Consider the following 22,117-nt stretch of genomic DNA (forward strand, 5'->3'; position numbering starts at 1 on the left):
TAATTATCTCATATTTTTCATTGCTTGCATCATGGCTTTACCTTTACCTCCTTGCATCATTTTCATCATTTTACTCATTTGGTCAAATTGCTTTAACAGTTGATTGACTTGCTGTACTGAAGTTCCAGATCCTTTTCCTATACGTTTTTTTCTGCTCGCATTAATTACAGATGGTTTAGTTCTTTCTTCTGGAGTCATAGAGTGTATCATTGCTTCTATGTGCTTAAATGCATCATCATCGATATCTATATTTTTCATCATTTTTCCAGCTCCAGGAATCATTCCCATCAAATCTTTCATATTCCCCATTTTTTTCACTTGCTGAATCTGTTTTAAGAAATCATCAAAACCAAATTGATTTTTCGCTATTTTCTTTTGGAGCTTTCTAGCTTCTTGTTCATCAAATTGCTCTTGAGCACGTTCGACTAAAGATACTACATCACCCATTCCCAAAATACGATCCGCCATACGTGATGGATAAAAGATATCTATCGCTTCCATTTTTTCACCTGTACCAATAAACTTAATTGGTTTATTAACTACAGATTTAATAGAAATAGCAGCTCCACCTCGTGTATCTCCATCTAATTTCGTAAGTATAACTCCATCAAAATTTAATACATCATTAAAAGCTTTTGCTGTATTTACGGCGTCTTGTCCAGTCATAGAATCTACAACAAACAAAGTTTCTTGAGGCTGGATGGCTTTATGAATATTAGAAATCTCAGTCATCATTGTTTCATCTACAGCTAAACGACCAGCGGTATCAATAATAACCACATTAAAACCATTAGATTTAGCATGGGCAATTGCTGCTTTTGAAATCGCTACAGGATCATTGTTTCCTCTATCGCTAAAAACTTCAACACCAATTTGCTCTCCAACAACATGTAATTGATCAATTGCTGCAGGACGATATACGTCACAAGCAACTAATAATGGCTTTTTAGTTTTTTTATTTTTAAGGAAATTAGCCAATTTTCCTGAAAACGTAGTTTTACCAGATCCTTGTAATCCAGACATTAAAATTATAGAAGGATTCCCTGATAAATTTACACCTGCTGCATCACCTCCCATAAGTTCAGTTAACTCATCTTTAACGAGTTTAACCATTAACTGTCCTGGTTGTAAAGTTGTTAATACATTCTGACCTAATGCTTTTTCTTTTACTCTATTAGTAAACTCTTTTGCAATTTTAAAGTTAACATCGGCATCTAATAATGCACGACGTATTTCTTTTAAGGTTTCAGCTACATTAACTTCTGTAATACTTCCGTGTCCTTTTAAGACGTGAAGGGCTTTATCTAATTTATCACTTAAATTATCAAACATAATTTTACTTCTATTTTAAGTCTTGCAAAAATAAGGATTTGAGTGTATTAATATATAAAAAAGTTGTTATAAAAAAACCGTCAGAATAATTATTCTGACGGTCTCAACTTAAGGAAATCTAACTAACCAAAACTACTAACTTAAAACATCAATCTTTCTTTTCCATAATGAGGTTATGTTTATTTAATTTGTTCGTTCTAAAACCAATGTGTTTTCAGTACCATCTGAATCAAAACGATCTAGTAATTCGATACGATTTTCGTTTATTTCAACGATTTTCCATCTATTTAATAATTCATCAAATGGATCATTATCTGTTCCAAAATTAAGGCCTAATCTTAGTATTTCTTCTGAATCTCTGTAAGCCAACCAAGATCCTTCTAACAACTCACCATTCCCTTCTGCAAATAATGCTCCTCCTTGATTAAATCCTATTACATATCCATTGTAATTATCGGTTTCATTAATATCTCCATCTTCATACAATGCTACTTCCCATTCACTTCCAAACAGCACATTTCTTATAAAACGAACATCTTCGTCTACATTATCTTCACAAAATCTTCTGATAACCATATCTATATTATCACCATCTAGAGCTAATCTATTTTCTTCCAGCAATACAATATTCCATTCAAAAGTTATATTAGGGCGTTCGGTCAAATTTATGGCCAACATAAATCTTCCATTGTTTTGAGTCACTTCCCAGGTTCCAGTTAAAAATTCGCCATTAACTCTTAATCTTAATTCATTATTCTCTCCAAATAATAATGGGGTTCCTATAAATTCAGCTTCATTATTTTGTCCTTGAATGTTTAATCTTGTTACTCTCCACAAACATTCTTTTAATATATTTTCAATACGATCTGCTGTCTGATCTAAAAGATCACAGTTTTTTGTAAGTATAATTCGGTTTCCACCTTCTGCAAATAGCTTTATACGCCCCCTACCAATATCATACACAAACCATTCTATATTAAATACTGTAAAAGTTTCAAATTCTAATCTAATTAAAGCTCCTCTATCTGTAACTCTAGTTTCCCAAGTACCATTAAATACATCTCCATTTCTAGCTCTTACTCGAGCAGTGCCATTTTCTAAGAAATTAATTACATATTCTCTCAACTCTACAGTAACATTATCTTCATTTCGTATTACTTCATTAACAATCCAAGGGCAACTTACTAAAAGTTCATTTAATTGTTCTTGAGTAAAATCATCATCATTAAAATCATCATCATCATCTTCGTCACAATCAGCTCTTACAGATCTAATTGTATTTACTAATTCTGCATTATTATTAACTTGTACTTGAGTACCATCTGCTAATTCTAAGCTAATTGGGTAATTAATACTTGCTCGTAACCCATCTCTCACTTCTCGTATGAGCCTAAATAGTCCTCTATCATTATCAATTGAAATAACATCAATTACTTCAAACGCATCATTGAATATAGATACAGAGAAAGGATATACAAAATCAATACATTCAATATCATTATCATCTTCTCCTTCTGGAGTACAGCTTTCTATAAAAGTATTTAATTCTTCTTGATTATTAATCTCAATAATTGAATGATCACTTAAAATAATAGTTACCGGAAACATAATTTCCAAGCTATCATCATCATCTTGAAATTCATCAAAAATATCTTCAATAACATCGTAATCTTCTTCAGAGTCAACGATAATTTCTAATCCATTTACAACAACTGTAACTGGCAATTCAATAGAAAGACAACTTGCTCCATCTATAATATTGTCTGAAGATCCATCAAAAGTAGCTGTTGCTTCTATTAAATTAGATAATTCTGAATTAGCAACAATAGCCTCTGCTTCGGTAGGTTCTGTAATTTCTATTACTTCATCTTGACAAGACATAAATAATAGAACAGCAAAAAAAGGTAATATTAATAATGATTTAAATTTCGTTTTCATAATGTAGGTTTTTGAGTTTAATATTGTTTGTTTGAATATAAAACAGCTTAGCTTTAAAAACTCCTACCTTTTTTAATTATTTTTTTTATAAATTAGTCTCGCCAACCCTTCTTTTAATGAATAAAGAACTACACGATACCGTATGTGATGACGAAGTTTATATTACGGTTTTTAATGCGCACTCAAAAGACTTACACGATTTTCTCTATTATAAATTTGGAGAACATTTTAACCCAAAAGATAAAGTTCAAGATGCTTTTATTAAGTTATGGGAAAACTGTAACAAAGTTTCTCTTAATAAAGCAAAATCTTTTCTTTTTACAGTTGCTAATAATTTAATGTTAAATGAAACTGCACATCAAAAAGTAGTTTTAAAATACCAGAACATAGCGCCTAAATCACATACTAATGAAAATCCAGAATTTTTATTAGAAGAAAATGAATATATGCAAAAACTACAAGGTGCTATTTCTAATTTAACCGAAGCACAACGTGTTGCTTTTTTATTAAATAGAATAGAAGGAAAAAAACATAAAGAAATTGCCGAGCTTTTAAATATTTCTACTAAAGCGGTTGAAAAGCGAATTTATGGAGCTCTTAAAAAATTAAGAGAAGATATTGAAGAAATATAAAATGTTGAACTTTTATTTTTTTTTAACAGTTTAAAAGTAGGAGTTTTTAAAACTTAACTGTTATATACTTGATAATGGATATTATGAAACGTGAAGAATTAATAAAAAAATGGTTAGATAATGAACTCACTCCTCAGGAGTTTGAAGCATTTAATGCCCTCGAAGATGTTGAGTTTTTAAAAAAATTATCTAACAATGTAAAGCAATTTAAAGCTCCTGAATATGATACTTCAGAAGAATTGGACAAGTTATTTTCTAAAACTAAACCCATTCAATTGTCTTCTCGTAATTGGATAAAACCATTATTACGCGTAGCCGCCATACTTACCATTTGCTTTAGCATATATTATTATACTACAACTTTAGATTCGGATACTAATATCACCACATTGGTTGCTCAAAAAACAAAAGTAATATTGCCTGACGCATCAAAAGTAGAAATTAATGCTTTATCTGATCTTACATTTAACAAAAATACTTGGGGTGAGGAACGCACTGTTTCTTTAGATGGTGAAGCATATTTTAAAGTTGCTAAAGGGTCTACATTTAATGTTAATACACCTTCAGGAATAATAACTGTTTTAGGAACGCAATTTAATGTAAAGCACCGAGATGATATTTTTGAAGTGATTTGTTACGAAGGCTCTGTTGGTGTTTCTTATAACTCAACCACAGTAACTTTAAAACCTGGGGAAACATTTTTGATAATTGATGGAAACAATATTAATATCCCTAAAGAAAACATTATAAAACCCTCCTGGATAAATAATCGGAGTAATTTTAAAAGCTTACCATTTAAATATGTAATTAACGAATTTGAACGACAATACAATGTAACTATAAATGTTAAAAACATTGATGTAAACGAATTATACACTGGACATTTTTTTCATAATGATATCAATCATGCCTTAAAATCTATAACTTTACCTTTAAACTTAAAACACAATAGCGAAAACAACAGTAACGTTATTGTACTAACACGTGAATAAAACTACTATAGTTATACTATATTTATGCTTATTTTTCTTTTACCATTTGCCTTTAAAAGCGCAAGCAATTAAAGAAAAAGAAATAGCTCTTATTACATATTTAAAACAAATAGAAACTCAATATAATGTAAGTTTTACTTATGCAGATTCTAACCTCCGTAATAAAACTATTATTCCGCCTTCAAAAACCTTATCTCTTAAAGCACTTATAAGGTATTTGGAAGAGCATACAACACTAACATATGAAAAACTTAGTGATGGTATATATGTTGTTAGAAATCTAGTGCGCAGTATAACAAGTACAACTCAAGCTTTAGATGAAGTTATTATTACCAATTATTTAACTAAGGGTATTATACTTAAAAATGGAGGAATTACCAATTTAAAACCTAAAACTTTTGGTATACTTCCAGGATTAATAGAGCCTGATGTACTACAAACTATACAAGCATTACCAGGCATACAGAGTGTAGACGAACGTGTATCCAGTGTTAATATTAGAGGAGGTACTCATGATCAAAATTTAATTCTTTGGGATGGTATAAAAATGTATCAGTCTGGGCATTTTTTTGGATTAGTCTCTGCCTTTAATCCATATCTAACAGATAATGTTATTATTTCTAAAAATGGTAGTAGTGCTATTTATGGTGATGGTGTATCTAGCGTTATAGATATGCGTTCATCAAATAAAATCAAAAATATTTTTTCTAGTGGCGCAGGAATTAATTTAATTAGCGCTGATGCTTATAGTGTTCTTCCCTTAAGTAAAAAAACAGAATTACAGCTTTCTTTAAGGCGGTCGATTACAGATATTATAGAAACTCCAACATTTGATCAATATTTTAAACGAATTTTTCAAGATTCAGATCTTACTAATAATTTAAGTGGAACAGAAACGGTATCTCAAAATGAAACTTTTTATTTTTATGATTTAAGTGCAAAATTTTTATATGATATTTCTAAAAAAGATAAACTAAGAATTAACTTTTTTAATGTTTATAATAACTTAGATTATGAAGAGCAGGCTACAATAAATAACACAAATGAAGCTTTAAATAGCGAGCTTGTTCAGGGTAACATTTCTGCCGGGGTTTCATATTCAAGAAACTGGAACTCCAAATTCTCAACCTCAGCTCAATTAACTTTTTCTAATTATAAATTAGATGCCACTAATTTTGATGTAAGTAACAATCAGCGTTTAATTCAAGAAAACGAAGTTTTTGATGGCAGTTTAAAAGTTAATTTAAATTATCGCATTAATCCTTATATTAACTTTTTAGGAGGTTATCAGTTTACTGAAGTAGGCATCAGTAATCTCCAAGATGTTAACAATCCTAACTTCAGAAGTTTTATTAAAGAAGTATTACATACACATTCTGTATTTAGCGAATTTAAGTTTGTTTCTAATTCTAAAAACACAAATGCAAGTTTGGGATTACGTAGCAATTATTTTGAAAAATTTTCTGAATCTAGTATTGAGCCTCGATTAAGTTTTAGCCATCGTTTTTTAGATTTTTTTAGAGTTGAAGTTTTAGGAGAGTTAAAGAGTCAAACTACATCTCAAATTATTGATTTACAAAATGATTTTTTAGGTGTAGAGCAAAGACGCTGGGTATTATCTAATAATACTACAATCCCTATTATAAAAAGTCAGCAGTTATCTACAGGAATCCATTATAGCAGAGATAATTTTTTAATTAGCCTTGAAGCATATATAAAAAATGTTGATGGCATTACTACAAGAAGTCAAGGGTTTCAAAATCAATTTCAATTTGTAAATGCTATTGGAAGTTATCAAATAAAAGGTGTTGATTTTCTAATCAATAAAAAATTTGAAGATTTAAGTATTTGGTTAAGCTATTCCTATAGTAAAAATGATTATACTTTTGATAATTTAAACGCTGGAGAGTCTTTTCCTAATAACTTTGACACTAGACATACAGTTGCTTTTGCTGGAGCGTATACTTATAATAATTTCAAGCTAGCTTTAGGGTTAAATTGGCGTACAGGGAAGCCTTTAACAGAACCCGATACTATAGAACCAGTTGTAAACAATGTAATTAATTATAATAGCCCTAACGCTAATAATATATCTGATTATTTACGAGTTGACACTTCTGCTACATATGACTTTAAAATAGGAAATACTACTCAAGCTACTTTGGGACTTTCATTATGGAATATATTAGATAGAGAAAATATTATTAATACTTATTATACCCTTAATCGTGATGACTCTGTATCTAAGGTCGAAAATTTCTCACTCGGCATTACTCCAAATGCTAGTTTTAGAATTCAGTTTTAATAGTTAATACTCATATTATTATCTTTGTTTAATGTATTATGCTAATTACATATATAAATGGCTATTAAGTATTACATTAATTGTAACGCTATCAGCTTTTAGTGGAGTTTGTTATAATTCAACTATCCCCTTTAAAAATCCAACTACAGAATGGGTTTTTACAGAAAAACCCACATTTTCATTAAATACTACTCATTACTATTCGAAAAAGAAACCTCCTACTAAAAAACGACCTACTCTTTATAGTTTCAATTTTGATTGCTTTTTAAATTGTCAAAAATCAATTTTTAATAATACATTTATTGCACAAAATAAAAGCGTATTACATATTAAAAATAATATGGAATCACATTATCTACGTATCATAAATACTTCAAACGAGTATTCTCTATCTACAATCTCATAATTTCATTTGTTTCGGTTAACAATTAGCCACACTCACAATTCATTTTATAATTCAAGCACTCTTAATTTCTAGAGAAGCTTGTCTATATATACTTAATCATGAAAACAAAAAAAACGCTACGCATGATAGCTTTAATATTAATGATAGGTTTAGCTTGTATTTTACCAGTACCTATAACATTCACTAGGAAAGATAACTTACCTAAATATCTTATTGAACAACTAGATAGTAAAAATGATAAAGAAGAAGATGATATTAAAGAATTATTTTAGCTCTCAATTAATCTAGATTTGGGTGGATATAATTTAGAAAATATCCATCCAAAAATCATAGCAACCACAAATGAAGGCGCTAATACATCGAGTTTAATAAAATATTCGCCTACATTCTCTAACTCTTGAAGTATAAATTTTACTATAATTACACTTATAAAACCTGAAATCATTGAAGCGATGGCTCCTTTTTCTGAAAATCCTTTCCAAAATAAGGATAAGATAATAACTGGGCAGAACGTTGCAGCTATGCCAGACCATCCAAAAATAATGACCCAAAACACCTGCCTATCAGGAGATACTAAAGCGATAACCATTGCTATTGCTAAAGCAAAAATAGCCATAATAACAGTTACAATTCTTGAAATTTTTGTTAGCTCAGAATCTTTTAAATCTGGTCTAAATATTTTTTGATAGAAATCTCTTGTAACTGCACTAGATGCAATAATTAAAAGGGAATCTATTGTAGACATAATTGCAGATAATACAATAGCAATATAAATTGCTACTAATATTAAAGGTAAAAAGTTTTCCGTCATTATTGCCAATACATCTTTTGCGCCTGTTCCAAATATAGCTTCAGGGTCTTGTCCATTTTGAGTGAATAATACACGTGCTAGGATTCCTATAGTTACTGCTGCTGCATCAGTTAAAAATGTAAATGCAATAGCTACCCATTTCCCTTTATCTAATTCAGCTTCATTTTTAATCGACATAAAACGCACATATACTTGTGGTGAGCCTAAAAACCCAAGGCCTATCATTGAAAATCCGAGAATAGTAAATACATTCATCCATAAATCTGGGTTTCCTCCCCAAATATTTGTTAAAGCTGGATCAATAGTATTTAACCCTTCTGTAATACTAGTTCCATGATCCATAGAAAACCAAACGACTATAGGAAGCAATATTAATCCAAAGAACATTAACAACCCTTGAAATAAATCAGACCAAACTGCAGCGACAAAACCTCCAATAAAAATATAAATAAGCACTATAAAAAATCCTATTAAAGCTCCTGCATAATAATTCACTCCCAACATAGATTCAAAAGCAATACCAGTAGCATCAATTTGAGAACTCACATAAATCACCACAAAAATTGAAAGTACAGATGCTGCAATAATTCGAAGTGTATGCGTTGATGACCTGAAATGACTTTGCAAATAATCAGGAATTGTTATTGATTCATAATTATCGGAACGCTTTTTAAAACGCTTTGCCATAAAAAACCATGAGACCGCAACACCTAACAATTCTCCTGCAACTACCCAATAAGCTGAATAACCTGCTAAAGCCCCCATTCCAGTCAAGCCAATAAGTAACCAACCAGATTCTCCTGTTGCTCTTGCTGAAAATGCAACTGCCCAAAACCCCAATTTCTTCCCTCCAACATAAAAATCGCTCATATTTTTTATGCGTTTAGAAGCGAAAATCCCTATTAAAAAAAGAACAGATATATAAGCTATAAGAACAACTATTTTAATGGTCATAGTATTTAAATTTATGTCAAAAGTTTAATTGTCTTACAATTTAAGTTATTATTCTTATAAACTTAAAAAATCTTAAAAATCATTAGCCATATAAATGTAGTGATTTGCATTTCTATTCGACTAAAAATATTACATGAAACAATCACACGCTATATTATTTTTTTCTTTATTGATATTTGCGTGTAAACCATCTAACAAAACCACTAATACAAACATAAACAACATGTCTATTACATTAACTAAAGAAACTCCAGTAGAGGTTTTAGCAACAGAATTAATTTCTAAGATAGAAACTAAAGGTTTTAAAGTTGTAGCAGATGTAAATCATTCTGAAGCAGCTGCAAAAGTAGGCATGCAGTTACGCCCTACACGTACTTTAATTTTTGGAAATCCTTTAGGTGGAACGAAACTAATGCAACAGGATCAATTTATTGGATTAGATTTGCCTTTAAAAATCTTAATTTGGGAGAATGAAGATGGGAATAGTAACTTAAGTTATTTTGATGGTAGTACGCTAACATGTCGTTATGGGATTACAGAACCTGAAATGGTTATTAACAAAATAAATATCGCTTTAGCTAGTTTTACAGAAAATACAGATGTTACAGGTAAAACTACATCTAATATAAAAAATGAGTTGATTTCTAAAAAGAGCTCATACAATATTGACACTACTTTTACACGTTTAAAAGATATTGTTTCTTCTAAGGGCCTTATCATTATGGCTGAAGTGCCTCATGATAAAGCTGCTGCTTCGGTAGATTTAAAACTACAACCAACACGTACTCTAATTTTTGGAAATCCAAAAATAGGAACACTTTTAATGCAAAGTAATCAAAAAATTGGGTTAGATCTTCCTTTAAAAATATTAGTACACGAAACTGACAATGGAGAAGTTTTTGTGTCTTATTATAACGCAACTTTTTTAGCGAATCGCTATCAAATCACTGATAAAGATGAAGTGGTTAATAAAGTAAATGGCGCGTTAAACGGTATTACTGATGCTGTTATTTCAGAATAGCCACATCTAGTAATTGATTGACTAATTGATGAAAAACCTGCTCTTAAGCAGGTTTTTCTATTTACACTTCACAACAAATTAATACTCCAATTTTTTTCCTTATTTTTAAATCAATAAATTAATGTATTAAACTCTCTAAGTATGAAACTCAAAACATATCTCCTATCCTTTAGTTTAATTATCGGATTCATCATCACATCTTTTGCACAAACTACTGGCCCCGAAAAAGGATCATTAGTTATTGTTGGTGGTGGTAGAATGGATGAAAATGTCACTAAAAAATTTATGGAACTTGCAGGTGGTGAAAATGCAACTATTGTTGTGGTTCCTACAGCGGCTGGAAGAGCAAGTTACGATCAAAATTTAGGCATTGCGAATTTATTTAGGCGTATGGGCGCAGCAAAAGTGACTGTAATTCATACGAATGATAAAAAAGTGGCCAATTCTGAGACGTTCACAGAGCCATTAAAAGAGGCTACTGCCGTTTGGTTTGGAGGCGGACGTCAATGGCGACTCGTAGATTCGTATGCAGGCACTAAAACAGAAAAACTCTTTTGGGAGGTTTTAAATCGTGGAGGTGTAATTGGTGGTTCTTCGGCTGGTGCAAGCATTCAAGGTTCTTATTTAGCTAGGGGGCATACTCAGAACAACCAAAAAATGATGGGCGATCATGAAATAGGGTTTGGTTTTGTAAAAAATATAGCCATCGACCAACATGTGATTGCACGTAATCGTCATTTTGATATGTTTGATATTTTAAAAAATCGCCCAAAATTATTAGGCGTTAGCATAGACGAAGGTACGGCAATCGTGGTACAAGGAAATACTTTTGAAGTAGTTGGGCCAAGCTATGTGATTATGTTTGATGGTACATTTTGGTCACGTGAAGGTAGTAATCTTAAAAATTTACCCTCTAAAGAAAGTTTGTTTTACTTTTTAAGAAATGGAGATCGTTATGATTTAAAAAACAGAAAAGTGATTACAGATTAGTAATTATGGTGTCGAACTAGATACCTGTAATAACTTTCCGTTATAGTATTTATTTCCGTTTAAGGCAAAATTAAAGATATATTCTGCCATTTCTAATGCAGAATTTGGTGCTTGATATCCTGGAAATGCTTCTTCTAGCATTTCCGTTTGCACTGCTCCTAAAGCAAGTACATTAAATGATAGGTTTGTTTCTTTGTATTCTTCTGCTAATAATTCTGTTAAAGTAATTACTGCAGCTTTACTAGAACTATAAGTTGCCAGTCCAGGGAATTTTACACTTCCTTGTACTCCTCCCATAGAACTAATAGTTAACACATGACCAGTTTTCATAAATGGAATGACAGTACGAATCATCTCAGATACTCCAAATACATTTGTTCTATAAATATTTTCAAAATCTGCAATTGTTGTTTCAGCAAATGGTTTGTGAAGTAGTGCTCCTGCATTATTAATTAACACATTTACTTCTTTCCAATTATCTTTAATAAAATTTTCAATTTTTATATACGCACTTGAATCACTTAAATCAAATGGAAACGTTGTAACATTTTCTAATTTTAAATCTTTAACAGGTGTTTCGTTTCGAGATAGTGCTAATACATTATGGTTTTGCTTAGCAAATAATTTTACTAACTCAAGACCAATTCCTCTACTCGTTCCTGTGATGATGATGTTTTTGGACATATTTTTCAAATAATGTTTAAAGATAAAAATCCTACTTTTTAAAAGCAGGATTTTTTATTATTAGATTCTGTATCAAGTGCGGAATTACAAATCAATTCTTATTAGATTCATACCAGCATTGTTACTGGATTCTCAATAAATCCTTTTAGAGTTTGTAAAAACTGTGCTCCTGTAGCCCCATCAACTGTTCGATGATCACAAGCTAAGGTTAATTTCATAGTGTTACCTACTACAATTTGTCCTTCTTTAACTACTGGTTTTTCTACAATAGCGCCTACAGATAAAATTGCTGAGTTGGGTTGATTTATTATTGATGTAAAACTCTCTATACCAAACATTCCTAAATTAGAAATTGTAAATGTGCTACCTTCCATTTCTTGAGGCGTTAATTTCTTGCTTCTAGAACGACCCGCAAAATCTTTTACCGCTGCTCCAATTTGAGGCAAACTTTGCTCATTAGCAAAACGTACTACTGGAACTACTAGTCCATCTTCAACAGCTACAGCCACACCAATATGAACATGATTATTTAATTGCATTTTATCATCAAACCAACGTGAGTTTACCTGTGGGTGTTGGCGTAAAGCTAAAGCACAAGCTTTAACAATCATATCATTATATGATATTTTAGTATCTGGAATAGAATTAAATTGTTTACGGAATGCTATTGCATTTTCCATATCAAATTCTACATTTAAATAATAATGCGGCGCAGTAAATTTAGATTCACCCAAACGTTTTGCAATTACTTTACGCATTTGTGAGTGTTTAATCTCATCAAAATCTTCTTGGCCAGATGCTACAAATTTCGCTACATTAGTTCCAGATTGAGTAGCAGCTTGTGGCGTATAGTTTTCTACATCACGTTTTACAATTCTCCCATTTTCACCAGAACCTTGTACTTGAGATAAATTTATCCCTTTTTCTTCAGCTATTTTCTTTGCTAATGGAGATGCAAACAGCCTTCCATTTGAAGATACAACAGGTGTTGGTGCTGTATCTATTTTAGTTTCCGATTTCTTGTCTTCAACTTTTTTAGTATCTGCTACATTAGGTTCTTCTAATTTAGTAGAAGTTCCATTTCCATTTACTTTAAAATTACTTGCAACTTTAGATACATCTGTTCCTGCTGGTCCGATGATTGCTAAAAGTGCATCTACTTTTGCTGTATCTCCTTCTTGAATTCCAATATGAAGCAAAGTTCCTTCATTAAAGGATTCAAATTCCATAGTTGCTTTATCAGTTTCTATTTCTGCAAGAATATCGCCTTCTTCAACTTTATCTCCTACTTTTTTTAGCCAAGATGCAACGGTCCCTTCTTCCATTGTGTCACTTAAGCGTGGCATAGTAACCACAATAACATCTTTAGGTAATTCTACATTTTCATTTGCAAAATCAACATCTGACGCATCCTTAGATTTATCTCCACTTTCTTCAGGGATAACATCCGATTTAGAAACTTCAGCGTTTAATAATGTAGAAATATCTTCTCCTTCTTCTCCAATTATGGCTAATAACGCATCTACTTTTGTCGTTTCTCCTTCTGCCACACCAATATGAAGTAAAGTCCCTTCATGAAATGACTCAAACTCCATAGTCGCTTTATCAGTTTCTATTTCTGCAAGAATATCTCCTTCTTCAACTTTATCTCCAATTTTTTTTAACCAAGTTGCAACGGTTCCTTCTTCCATTGTGTCACTCAAACGTGGCATATTTATGATTTCTGCCATAGCTTATAATTTATGTTGTAAAAATGGATAATCTTCTTGCTCATAAACTGCATCATACATCACATTCTTCTCTGGGTATGGAGAATCTTCTGCAAATTGCTCACATTCTTTAACCATATCTTTAACGCGTTTATCTATTGTAGATAACTCATCCTCAGTTGCATAATTCTTTTCAAGTATTATATTCTTTACTTGAGTAATCGGATCTATTTTTTTATACTCTTCAACTTCATCTTTTGTTCTATAATGCTGTGCATCACTCATTGAGTGCCCTCTATATCTGTATGTTTTCATTTCTAAAAATGTAGGCCCATCTCCTCTACGTGCTCTTTGTATAGCTTCATCAAAAGCTTCGGCAACTTTTATAGGGTTCATACCATCTACAGGACCGCAAGGCATTTCATAACCTAAACCTAGTTTCCATACTTCGGTGTGATTAGCTGTTCTTTCTACAGAAGTTCCCATTGCATATCCATTATTCTCACAAACAAAAATTACTGGTAATTTCCATAACATTGCTAAGTTAAAAGACTCATGTAAAGATCCTTGTCTTGCAGCCCCATCTCCAAAGCAACATATTGTTACTGCATCACTATCATGGTACTTATCTCCAAACGCAATTCCTGCTCCTAAAGGAATTTGACCTCCAACAATACCATGTCCTCCATAAAAGCGATGTTCTTTAGAAAAGATATGCATCGACCCACCTAAACCATGAGAAGTACCTGTTGCTTTACCATACAATTCAGCCATAACACGTTTAGGATCTACACCCATACCAATAGGCTGCACATGATTACGATAAGCCGTTATCATCTTATCTTTTGTTAAATCCATCGCGTGTAAGGCACCAGCTAATATAGCTTCTTGACCATTGTATAAATGAAGAAATCCTCTTACTTTTTGTTGAATGTATACTGCGGCAAGTTTATCTTCAAACTTTCTCCAAAACAGCATATCTTCATACCATTTAACATACGTCTCTTTAGTGATTTTTTGCATCGACTAAGTATTACATTTTAATTAAGTTATTAGCAAAAATAACACTTTGATTGGTATAGAAAAACAGTTAATGGTTAAATTTATACGAAAACATTATAGAATCAATTTTGAAAACAAAAAAAGCTATTACTTATTGTAATAGCTTTTTTTGTTACATTATGGTTTAAGAATTTTTAATATTCTTGATAAGTATTACTACCAAAGTTAAATGTTAGCGAAAAACGTAATGTATTTTCTAAAGGGCTTTGAACATTTGATGCTGAAAACAAATAAGATACATCTATATTAATAGTTGTATATTTAAATCCTGCTCCCAAAGCAAAAAACTTTCGAGCTCCTTTATCTTCATTTTCATTAAAATATCCAGCTCTAAGAGCAAATGCATCTTGATAAGAGTACTCAGCTCCTAAAGCCCATGTAAATTCTTGCAACTCTTCACTAATTCCTCCTGGAGCATCTCCAAAAGATTGAAAAAGCCCTGATAAAAAGTTAACATCATCTGATTGACCATCAATAATTACATCTCTTCTAACTGGGTTATTAGGAAACCCTATTAAAGATTCGTCTGCTTCATCAAATACACCATTTCCATTAAGATCTTCAAATTCAAATTCACGACCAGTAATTGGAGGTGTAGGCACTAATAATTTAGTAAATTCGGTTGTTACTGCTAATTTATTATCATTAGAGAATATAAAATCAAATCCACCTCCCAATCTTAATGTTGTAGGTAAAAAGTTTTCTCTACCTGAATCATCAAACTTTATAGTTGGGCCAAGGTTTTGTATTGCAAATCCACCTCTCCAGCGGCCATTAAAATCATTATATGCAATTTCTTCACTCTGGTAATATCCTCCAATATCGACACCAAAAGAACTTGCTGCTCTGGCATTTTGATCTACTGCTTGAATTCTAAGATCTGATCTTAAATAACGTAAACCAACAGCTAATGCAAATTGATCTGATAATCTTAAGGTATAAGATCCATCAATTGTTAGTTCGTTAGGACTTTCGATTAATGCATCAGATAATGCGTCTTGTCTAATCTCAATGTCTCCAAGTCCAAAATATCTAAAACTAGCAGCAAAAGCACTACGGTCATTTAATCTATTATAATAAGTCACACTCCCTAAAAAAATATCGTTTACTAACTGACTTAAGTATGGTGTGTAACTCACTGCGATACCTGATTTAGCCTCAGAAAAAGCATATTTTGATGGATTCCACTGTTGAGAATATGCATCTGGAGATGTTGCTACACCTATATCTCCTTGTCCAGCCGCTCTTGCATCTGACGCAATTAGTAAAAAAGGCACTCCCGTAGTAATTACTCTACTATCCTGATCGGGAATAATAGTAGTCGTTGTTTGTGCATTTAATTGAACTATAAAACCTAGTATGGTTATAATTATAATGTAGTACTTTTTCATATTTTAATAAATGGTTAATGTTTATAATCGGGGTAAATTAACATTATTAGCAAATATAATTTAATATTAGAGTATAACAAGTTTTTCTATTTTTTCTACTTGCTTATTCAATTGGTTAGAGCGGACAGTTAATTTATATACATATACTCCTTTTCCTATTTTATCTCCAAAATCATCTCTACCATCCCAAACAATATCTCTAGATAATGAACTTGTTGATTTACCATCTCCATTAGTTTGTCCATTTATTGTTCTTACCAATTTACCAGAGACAGTGAATATCTGTACTGAAACGTCTAAAACCTCAGAACTATTGTGATTAAACCAAAATTCTGTGTAATTCACAAAGGGATTAGGGTAATTAAGTACATTTTCAATAACTAATTCTTCATTCTCATTATGAACAACAAATTGTATTTCCGATCTTGAAGAATTATTATAAACATCCCAGGCAATAACAGTTAGTGTATGCAATCCTGGTTCTAAATCTCTTAAAGGAAACGTTACTGTTCCTCTTTGGAAATCATCTATATCGGTTTGATAAAAATCATTTAATTTAAAAGGGTTTGTTTCGTCAGAATCTAAAATGGCTAAAATATCATGACCTATACCGCTTGCTGTATTAATTCCACTATCATCAAACAATTTTGCTATTAATGTTGGTGCTTCATTTGTAATGCCTCCAGAAACAAAATTTTCATCATTAAAAAAAACATTAATTGTTGGGCCTTCGGTATCTTCAGGGGCATTCTCATTTAGCCCGCCTATACGTACTTCAAAATTTGCACCAGCCTGATCTTCTGTAGAATTTGTATTTTTAGCATATAAGCTTACTTTACCTGTTCCTTCAGCAATACCTATATCGCGTGGTACAATAAAATTAAAATCAAATGCTCCATTTGTTACACTTACTTGCCCTCTAAAAATGACTTCTCCTAATGTGGTGAAATTTAAAATAGCTGGTTGTCCATTTACAACAACTCCATCATTTCCTAGCGTTGCTCTTTGTACATCTTTATCATAAATCGTTGCCGTTAATATACCATTATAATTATTAAGTATATTACCAGAAGCATCAACTACTTCTCCCTCAAATTTAGCTGAGCTTAATGCTTGTAACAATTGTGTATTATTTGCGATAGGAGTATCATTTATTGTAGTTATTCTTATGTTTGGTTTTGGTTTAGCTAATTTTAGTGCTGGATCTCCTATAAAAAATACAAGTCGACGCTGAGTTATTCGCGATACTCTCGGGTCTGTTTTTGTTAATCTTAATGCTTCTGCTACAGTAGTATTATCATCAAAATTTGCTGGAAACAAATAATCTCTAAGTACTACATTTAAGGATACACCTACAGTTACAAATATTTGCCTAGTAGTTGTTACCAAAGTTATTGCTCCAGCTTCTTCATTTCTAAATAATATTTCACCAGCAGTTTCCCGTAAAGGATTATCAAATCTTGTATACTCACAGGTTACAGTCAAAAAGCAAGTGAGCCTGCATACATTATTAACCTCCTCAGCATCAATTCTATCAAAAATACGCTCATCTGCAATTCCATCTTCGCCTCCATGTCCAAAATAGTTTACCACTAAAGCGCCTACTTCCATTGCATCAAAAATGGCTTGATTTACATCCGGATATCTCGCACCAGCCGCACCCGATTGTTGTTGAAATGCATCTGAATGAATTTTCACAACATTTACAGATGGGATACTTGCCGATATTTGATCTGCAATAGCATCTGTAGTTCCTTGTAATACTGTTTCAAAAGGTTCATCTACGTCGTCGGAGATAGTAACATAATTGTTTCTCCAGTTACCAAAAGATTCTTCTTGATAATATATTTCAACTTTATCTACAAGTTTTTCGGCTTGCTGTGGTGTTTCTGCAATAATTCTACCCATGGCTATATCTAATAAATCAGAATTAGCCATTGTTCCTTCATCCTCATCCATCATTCCAAAAAAATCATCTGAAATAAATGATCCTGTTAAAGAAAAACTATTAAGAGTATGCCAAGACGGAACTACATTAGTATTCCCCGGTATTCTATTTTTATAATCAAAACTTCCTTCTCCAAAAAGGCATACATATTTTAATCTATTCTCTGGAGAACTTGCATTATTATAAATATATCTAATAAAATTACGTATCCCGGCGGCATCTTGATTACCAGAACTAAATTCATTATAAATATCTTGTAATAAATATACTTTTACATTTAAATTATTACGCTCTCTATTAATCTGTGCTAGTCGTTCTGCTTGAGATAACATATCTTGACGCGTGATAATAACATAATCTATATCTTCAAATTCCCCTTGGCCATTTAAAAATACTGTTCCTTTTAAATTTTGATTATCAACTCTGGATTGATTCTCTCGTTGAGGCTCAAAATAATCTGAAGGATCTACTGCAATATAATGGCGTTGTTCTCCTAATTGTGCTTTAAATTGTATTGTTGCATTGCTCTCACTATTCACAAAACTTGTGATATTATGCTCATCTGTTACATCCCAAACTTCAGAAATGTTTGTCGCGTTAGATATTTCATATTGCCCAATTCCTGATTGTGTAACAATATCATTATTAGTAAAACCAAATTGAGAATCTACGTAAGTTAATTGTCTTCTAGCTTCAATAGAAATATAATCTAGATATCCTACTGATGTTGGGTTTCCATTATTATTATAGTTCAAGTTTATTGAAATATCTGAGGAATTTACCGTAACGTCTCCTATAAAAGCATCTTCTCTTGCAAGATTAATATCATCTATAGCATTAAATGTAAAGTTATCTATATTATTACCATTAACATTGAGCTCCATAGTAGTTGGCACTGCCCCAGTTGCAGCTGTAAATACTCTTAATCGTATTGGTTCACTCGTTATAATATTTGGAAAACTGAAATTAAATGTTTGATCATTTTCAAAATCAAATCGATTTCCAAACCACCTTCTTCCTAGGTTAACAAGATTAAACTCATCTATTTCATGAAACTGATATTCATCAAATGTATTTATAACTGTTGTTGCCGCTCCTCCAGGTTCTATAAGTGGTTGTATGCGTTTACCATTGTTAGGAGAGATATTTATAAAATAATGTGCTCTGTCTGTAAACACATTAATATTAGTATTATTTTCTTGATTAAACCCTCGAGGTCCTTCAGCATAAAATAATATAAAGTCTTCATTATCAAAACTACCATCATCTTCACCTACGACTTGGATAGCATTTTCTACCAAATCTAAGGGATAAAATACAGAATTCCTTAGAGGTAGTATTTCTCCACCTTGACCATAAATTTTAATTGTTCTTGGATTTACATTATTTGTGTTAACCCCTAAATCATTTAAAAAACGTCTCGTTAATCTAAAAACTCCTGTAGTATCAACATAAAAGCGATACCAATCTCCTTGATTTAAAACTGAATTTATTATGGCATTACTGTTATTTGCAGCATTTACACTACTAACATTCAAGCTATTTCGATTTAATGTTGAATAGTTTACTGTAAAATTATTTACTTTTTTATAATTCCCGTTATCGTTTATAATTGGGGTTACTTCTAAAAATGCAAAACTATCATTTCTAGCATTTGATGTTTTTAAATGAACTTCAATACTATTTGGAATCGTATTTAAATTGACATCTTTTAATTCATTAAGACTTATTGGGCTATATGACACATTTGAAAGTAAAACAGAGTTTTTATCTATCAATCCATTATGTTTCCATTGTGCTATGAATAATAAACCTTCATTATGTGTATAAGAAAAATGTTCTTCATCAAAAGAGGGGACGTTTATTGTTGATGTTTCTGTAGAAAGTGTTATTGTTTTATCCCATTTTATTTCAAAACTCTTTTGCTGAGAAAAAGCAACATATACAAAAAGGAATAATAAACAGAAAGTAATCTTTTTCATACTTAAATAAAACGCTCTTTTTTAAGAGATATTATTGTCAATTTATTTTTAGCAAATTTAGTATAATAAATCATTTTTACGAACGTTTTACATAGACAAAATTTAACGATAAATGACTCAAAAATCCGTTGTCATGTATCAAAAATAGGATGAAATGCACTTTTTTTAGTGTTTTTTCTTAAAAAAAGCTTGCGATATAAGTTTAATTATATATATTGCAGCACCAAAAATAATCTACTTACGTTAAAAACATGGATATGAAAAATTTTGCATCAATGAGAACAATGTTTGTTATAGCAATACTCTCTTCATTTTTCTATAGCTGTAGTAAATCTAGCAGTTCTAGCTCCACATCTAGAGGTACTGGGTGGAAGATTAATGACAAAAAAGGAGGATTTCAATTTAATTCAAACTTTAAAGAGCAAGAGACTCCTGTAGGAACTGTATTTGTTGAAGGAGGTACTTTTACCATGGGTAAAGTACAAGATGATGTTATGCACGAGTGGAATAATGCTCCTAATCAACAACATGTTCAATCCTTTTATATGGATGAAACAGAGGTTACCAATAAAATGTATAAGGAGTTTTTGGATTGGACTAAAAGAGTTTATCCACCAACAGACCCTAGATTTAAAGCTATTTATGAAGGTATTTTACCTGATACATTAGTATGGAGAAACCGATTAGGTTATAGTGAGGTTGCGGTAAACAATTATTTACGTCATCCTGGTTATGCAGAATATCCAGTAGTTGGTGTAAGTTGGATTCAAGCTGTAGAATATGCTAATTGGAGAACCGATCGTGTAGCAGAATTAAAGCTACAAAATGAAGGTTATTTAGAACGTGGTTTTGATAATAACACTGCAGATGCTAGTTTTAGTACAGATACTTATGTAAATGCCCCTACTAAATCGTTTGGTGGTAATGATAGTATTATAAATCCAGAAAAATCTAGACGAAGAATACAAACTACTGCTAGTGGAGATACAATAAATAGATATGCAAAAAGAGAGTCTGGTCTTATTCCTTTAAGATATAGGTTACCTTCTGAAGCTGAGTGGGAATATGCCGCTTTAGGGTTAAATGAATTAAGAGATTACAATGTAAGAAGAGGTCGTAAAAAATATCCTTGGGATGGAAAATATACTAGATCTGGAAAACGAAGAGTTCGTGGCGATCAATTAGCTAATTTCAAGCAAGGAAAAGGAGATTACGGAGGAATAGCTGGATGGTCAGATGATGGTGCAGATATTACTGCCCAAGTAAAATCGTATGATGCTAATGATTATGGTTTATATGATATGGCTGGTAATGTTGCGGAATGGGTCGCCGATGTTTACAGACCTATAGTAGATGATGAATTTAATGACTTTAATTATTATCGTGGTAATGTTTACACTAAAAATGCTATTAATGATGATGGTACAGTAAAAATTGTAACTACTGCAGATATTGTATATGATACACTTAGTAATGGTAAATTAATTGCACGTAACCTTCCTGGAGAAATTGCTCAAGTAGGAGTAGATGAAAACGAAACTTATTTAAGAACTAATTTTGACAGAAGTAATAACATTAATTTTAGAGATGGTGATAAAAGATCTTCTCGTGATTTTCAAAGCTTTAACGACGAGGATGAAGAAGGTGATGCTAAAAAATCTAATACAAGTAAAATGTACAACGCTCCTAATCATCGCATAGAAAGAGATTCTACAGGAGCAATCATTAGAGAGTTTGACAAATCTAATAATAGAACATCACTTATTAACGATGAAGCTCGAGTATATAAAGGAGGATCATGGAAAGATAGAGAATATTGGTTAGATCCTGCACAGAGAAGATATTTCCCGCAAGATAAAGCTACCGATTATATTGGATTTAGATGTGCAGTATCGAGAGTTGGATCAAAATCAAAATCAAAATTTAAAAAGAAAAATTAATACTTTTTTTAAAGTTTAAA

General features: G+C 31.5%; 15 protein-coding genes. 7 read left to right on the forward strand and 8 right to left on the reverse strand.

Going from position 1 to position 22,117, the window contains the following annotated elements:
- Positions 1-3: 3 nt before the first annotated feature.
- Together D1817_13895 and D1817_13900 are read right to left on the reverse strand one after the other, a co-directional pair.
- Positions 4-1,332: a signal recognition particle protein gene (locus D1817_13895; protein ID AXT20927.1), complete on the reverse strand. Its 1,329-nt coding sequence runs from the start codon at positions 1,330-1,332 to the stop codon at positions 4-6.
- Between the two features lie 183 nt (positions 1,333-1,515).
- Entirely contained in the window at positions 1,516-3,213 is a 1,698-nt protein-coding gene (locus D1817_13900) for a hypothetical protein (GenBank protein AXT20928.1), read from the reverse strand.
- A gap of 173 nt (positions 3,214-3,386) precedes the next feature.
- On the opposite strand from D1817_13900, the gene D1817_13905 reads away from it, so the two are divergent.
- The 4 genes from D1817_13905 (at position 3,387) to D1817_13920 (ending at position 7,605) form a co-directional block, all read left to right on the forward strand.
- Positions 3,387-3,902: a sigma-70 family RNA polymerase sigma factor gene (locus tag D1817_13905; protein ID AXT20929.1), complete on the forward strand. Its 516-nt coding sequence runs from the start codon at positions 3,387-3,389 to the stop codon at positions 3,900-3,902.
- A gap of 83 nt (positions 3,903-3,985) precedes the next feature.
- Positions 3,986-4,894 (forward strand): FecR family protein, encoded by a 909-nt coding sequence (locus D1817_13910; protein ID AXT21296.1) that lies wholly within the window; start codon positions 3,986-3,988, stop codon positions 4,892-4,894.
- Positions 4,895-4,907: 13 nt separating this feature from the next.
- Complete coding sequence (locus tag D1817_13915) at positions 4,908-7,199, forward strand: TonB-dependent receptor (protein AXT21297.1); 2,292 nt, start codon at positions 4,908-4,910, stop codon at positions 7,197-7,199.
- Positions 7,200-7,230: 31 nt separating this feature from the next.
- Complete coding sequence (locus D1817_13920) at positions 7,231-7,605, forward strand: hypothetical protein (protein AXT20930.1); 375 nt, start codon at positions 7,231-7,233, stop codon at positions 7,603-7,605.
- 268 nt (positions 7,606-7,873) lie between these two features.
- Here D1817_13920 and D1817_13925 read toward each other — a convergent pair whose 3' ends face one another.
- Positions 7,874-9,370: a sodium/proline symporter gene (locus D1817_13925; GenBank protein AXT20931.1), complete on the reverse strand. Its 1,497-nt coding sequence runs from the start codon at positions 9,368-9,370 to the stop codon at positions 7,874-7,876.
- Between the two features lie 133 nt (positions 9,371-9,503).
- Here D1817_13925 and D1817_13930 point away from each other — a divergent pair, with 133 nt between their 5' ends.
- Together D1817_13930 and D1817_13935 are read left to right on the forward strand one after the other, a co-directional pair.
- Positions 9,504-10,391 carry a DUF302 domain-containing protein gene (locus tag D1817_13930; GenBank protein ID AXT20932.1) on the forward strand — a complete coding sequence of 296 codons (888 nt, stop codon included), beginning with the start codon at positions 9,504-9,506 and terminating at the stop codon, positions 10,389-10,391.
- A gap of 141 nt (positions 10,392-10,532) precedes the next feature.
- Positions 10,533-11,381, forward strand: coding sequence for a peptidase S51 (locus tag D1817_13935; protein ID AXT20933.1), 849 nt, complete (start codon positions 10,533-10,535; stop codon positions 11,379-11,381).
- 3 nt (positions 11,382-11,384) lie between these two features.
- On the opposite strand, the gene D1817_13940 is transcribed toward D1817_13935, so the two are convergent.
- The 5 genes from D1817_13940 to D1817_13960 form a co-directional block, all read right to left on the reverse strand.
- Positions 11,385-12,065, reverse strand: coding sequence for an SDR family oxidoreductase (locus tag D1817_13940; protein AXT20934.1), 681 nt, complete (start codon positions 12,063-12,065; stop codon positions 11,385-11,387).
- Positions 12,066-12,172: 107 nt separating this feature from the next.
- Entirely contained in the window at positions 12,173-13,795 is a 1,623-nt protein-coding gene (locus tag D1817_13945; GenBank protein ID AXT20935.1) for a pyruvate dehydrogenase complex dihydrolipoamide acetyltransferase, read from the reverse strand.
- Positions 13,796-13,798: 3 nt separating this feature from the next.
- Positions 13,799-14,797 (reverse strand): pyruvate dehydrogenase (acetyl-transferring) E1 component subunit alpha, encoded by a 999-nt coding sequence (pdhA, locus tag D1817_13950; protein ID AXT20936.1) that lies wholly within the window; start codon positions 14,795-14,797, stop codon positions 13,799-13,801.
- Between the two features lie 173 nt (positions 14,798-14,970).
- Positions 14,971-16,227, reverse strand: coding sequence for a hypothetical protein (locus tag D1817_13955; protein ID AXT20937.1), 1,257 nt, complete (start codon positions 16,225-16,227; stop codon positions 14,971-14,973).
- A 66-nt stretch (positions 16,228-16,293) separates the two neighbouring features.
- A complete protein-coding gene (locus D1817_13960) occupies positions 16,294-20,157 on the reverse strand; it encodes a T9SS C-terminal target domain-containing protein (GenBank protein ID AXT20938.1) in 3,864 nt (1,287 codons plus the stop codon).
- 257 nt (positions 20,158-20,414) lie between these two features.
- Between D1817_13960 and gldJ the strand changes: the two genes are divergently transcribed.
- Positions 20,415-22,097 (forward strand): gliding motility lipoprotein GldJ, encoded by a 1,683-nt coding sequence (gene gldJ / locus D1817_13965; protein ID AXT21298.1) that lies wholly within the window; start codon positions 20,415-20,417, stop codon positions 22,095-22,097.
- Positions 22,098-22,117: the final 20 nt, after the last annotated feature.

Source organism: Flavobacteriaceae bacterium, from assembly GCA_003443635.1.
GTDB lineage: Bacteria > Bacteroidota > Bacteroidia > Flavobacteriales > Flavobacteriaceae > AU392.

Bases quoted from the DNA above. Each gene is read 5' to 3' on its own strand.
- D1817_13895 (AXT20927.1), bottom strand. From the start codon at position 1,332: ATGTTTGATAATTTAAGTGATAAATTAGATAAAGCCCTTCACGTCTTA.
- D1817_13900 (AXT20928.1), bottom strand. From the start codon at position 3,213: ATGTCTTGTCAAGATGAAGTAATAGAAATTACAGAACCTACCGAAGCA.
- D1817_13905 (AXT20929.1), top strand. From the start codon at position 3,387: ATGAATAAAGAACTACACGATACCGTATGTGATGACGAAGTTTATATT.
- D1817_13910 (AXT21296.1), top strand. From the start codon at position 3,986: ATGAAACGTGAAGAATTAATAAAAAAATGGTTAGATAATGAACTCACT.
- D1817_13920 (AXT20930.1), top strand. From the start codon at position 7,231: ATGTATTATGCTAATTACATATATAAATGGCTATTAAGTATTACATTA.
- D1817_13925 (AXT20931.1), bottom strand. From the start codon at position 9,370: ATGACCATTAAAATAGTTGTTCTTATAGCTTATATATCTGTTCTTTTT.
- D1817_13930 (AXT20932.1), top strand. From the start codon at position 9,504: ATGAAACAATCACACGCTATATTATTTTTTTCTTTATTGATATTTGCG.
- D1817_13935 (AXT20933.1), top strand. From the start codon at position 10,533: ATGAAACTCAAAACATATCTCCTATCCTTTAGTTTAATTATCGGATTC.
- D1817_13940 (AXT20934.1), bottom strand. From the start codon at position 12,065: ATGTCCAAAAACATCATCATCACAGGAACGAGTAGAGGAATTGGTCTT.
- D1817_13945 (AXT20935.1), bottom strand. From the start codon at position 13,795: ATGGCAGAAATCATAAATATGCCACGTTTGAGTGACACAATGGAAGAA.
- pdhA (AXT20936.1), bottom strand. From the start codon at position 14,797: ATGCAAAAAATCACTAAAGAGACGTATGTTAAATGGTATGAAGATATG.
- D1817_13955 (AXT20937.1), bottom strand. From the start codon at position 16,227: ATGAAAAAGTACTACATTATAATTATAACCATACTAGGTTTTATAGTT.
- D1817_13960 (AXT20938.1), bottom strand. From the start codon at position 20,157: ATGAAAAAGATTACTTTCTGTTTATTATTCCTTTTTGTATATGTTGCT.
- gldJ (AXT21298.1), top strand. From the start codon at position 20,415: ATGAAAAATTTTGCATCAATGAGAACAATGTTTGTTATAGCAATACTC.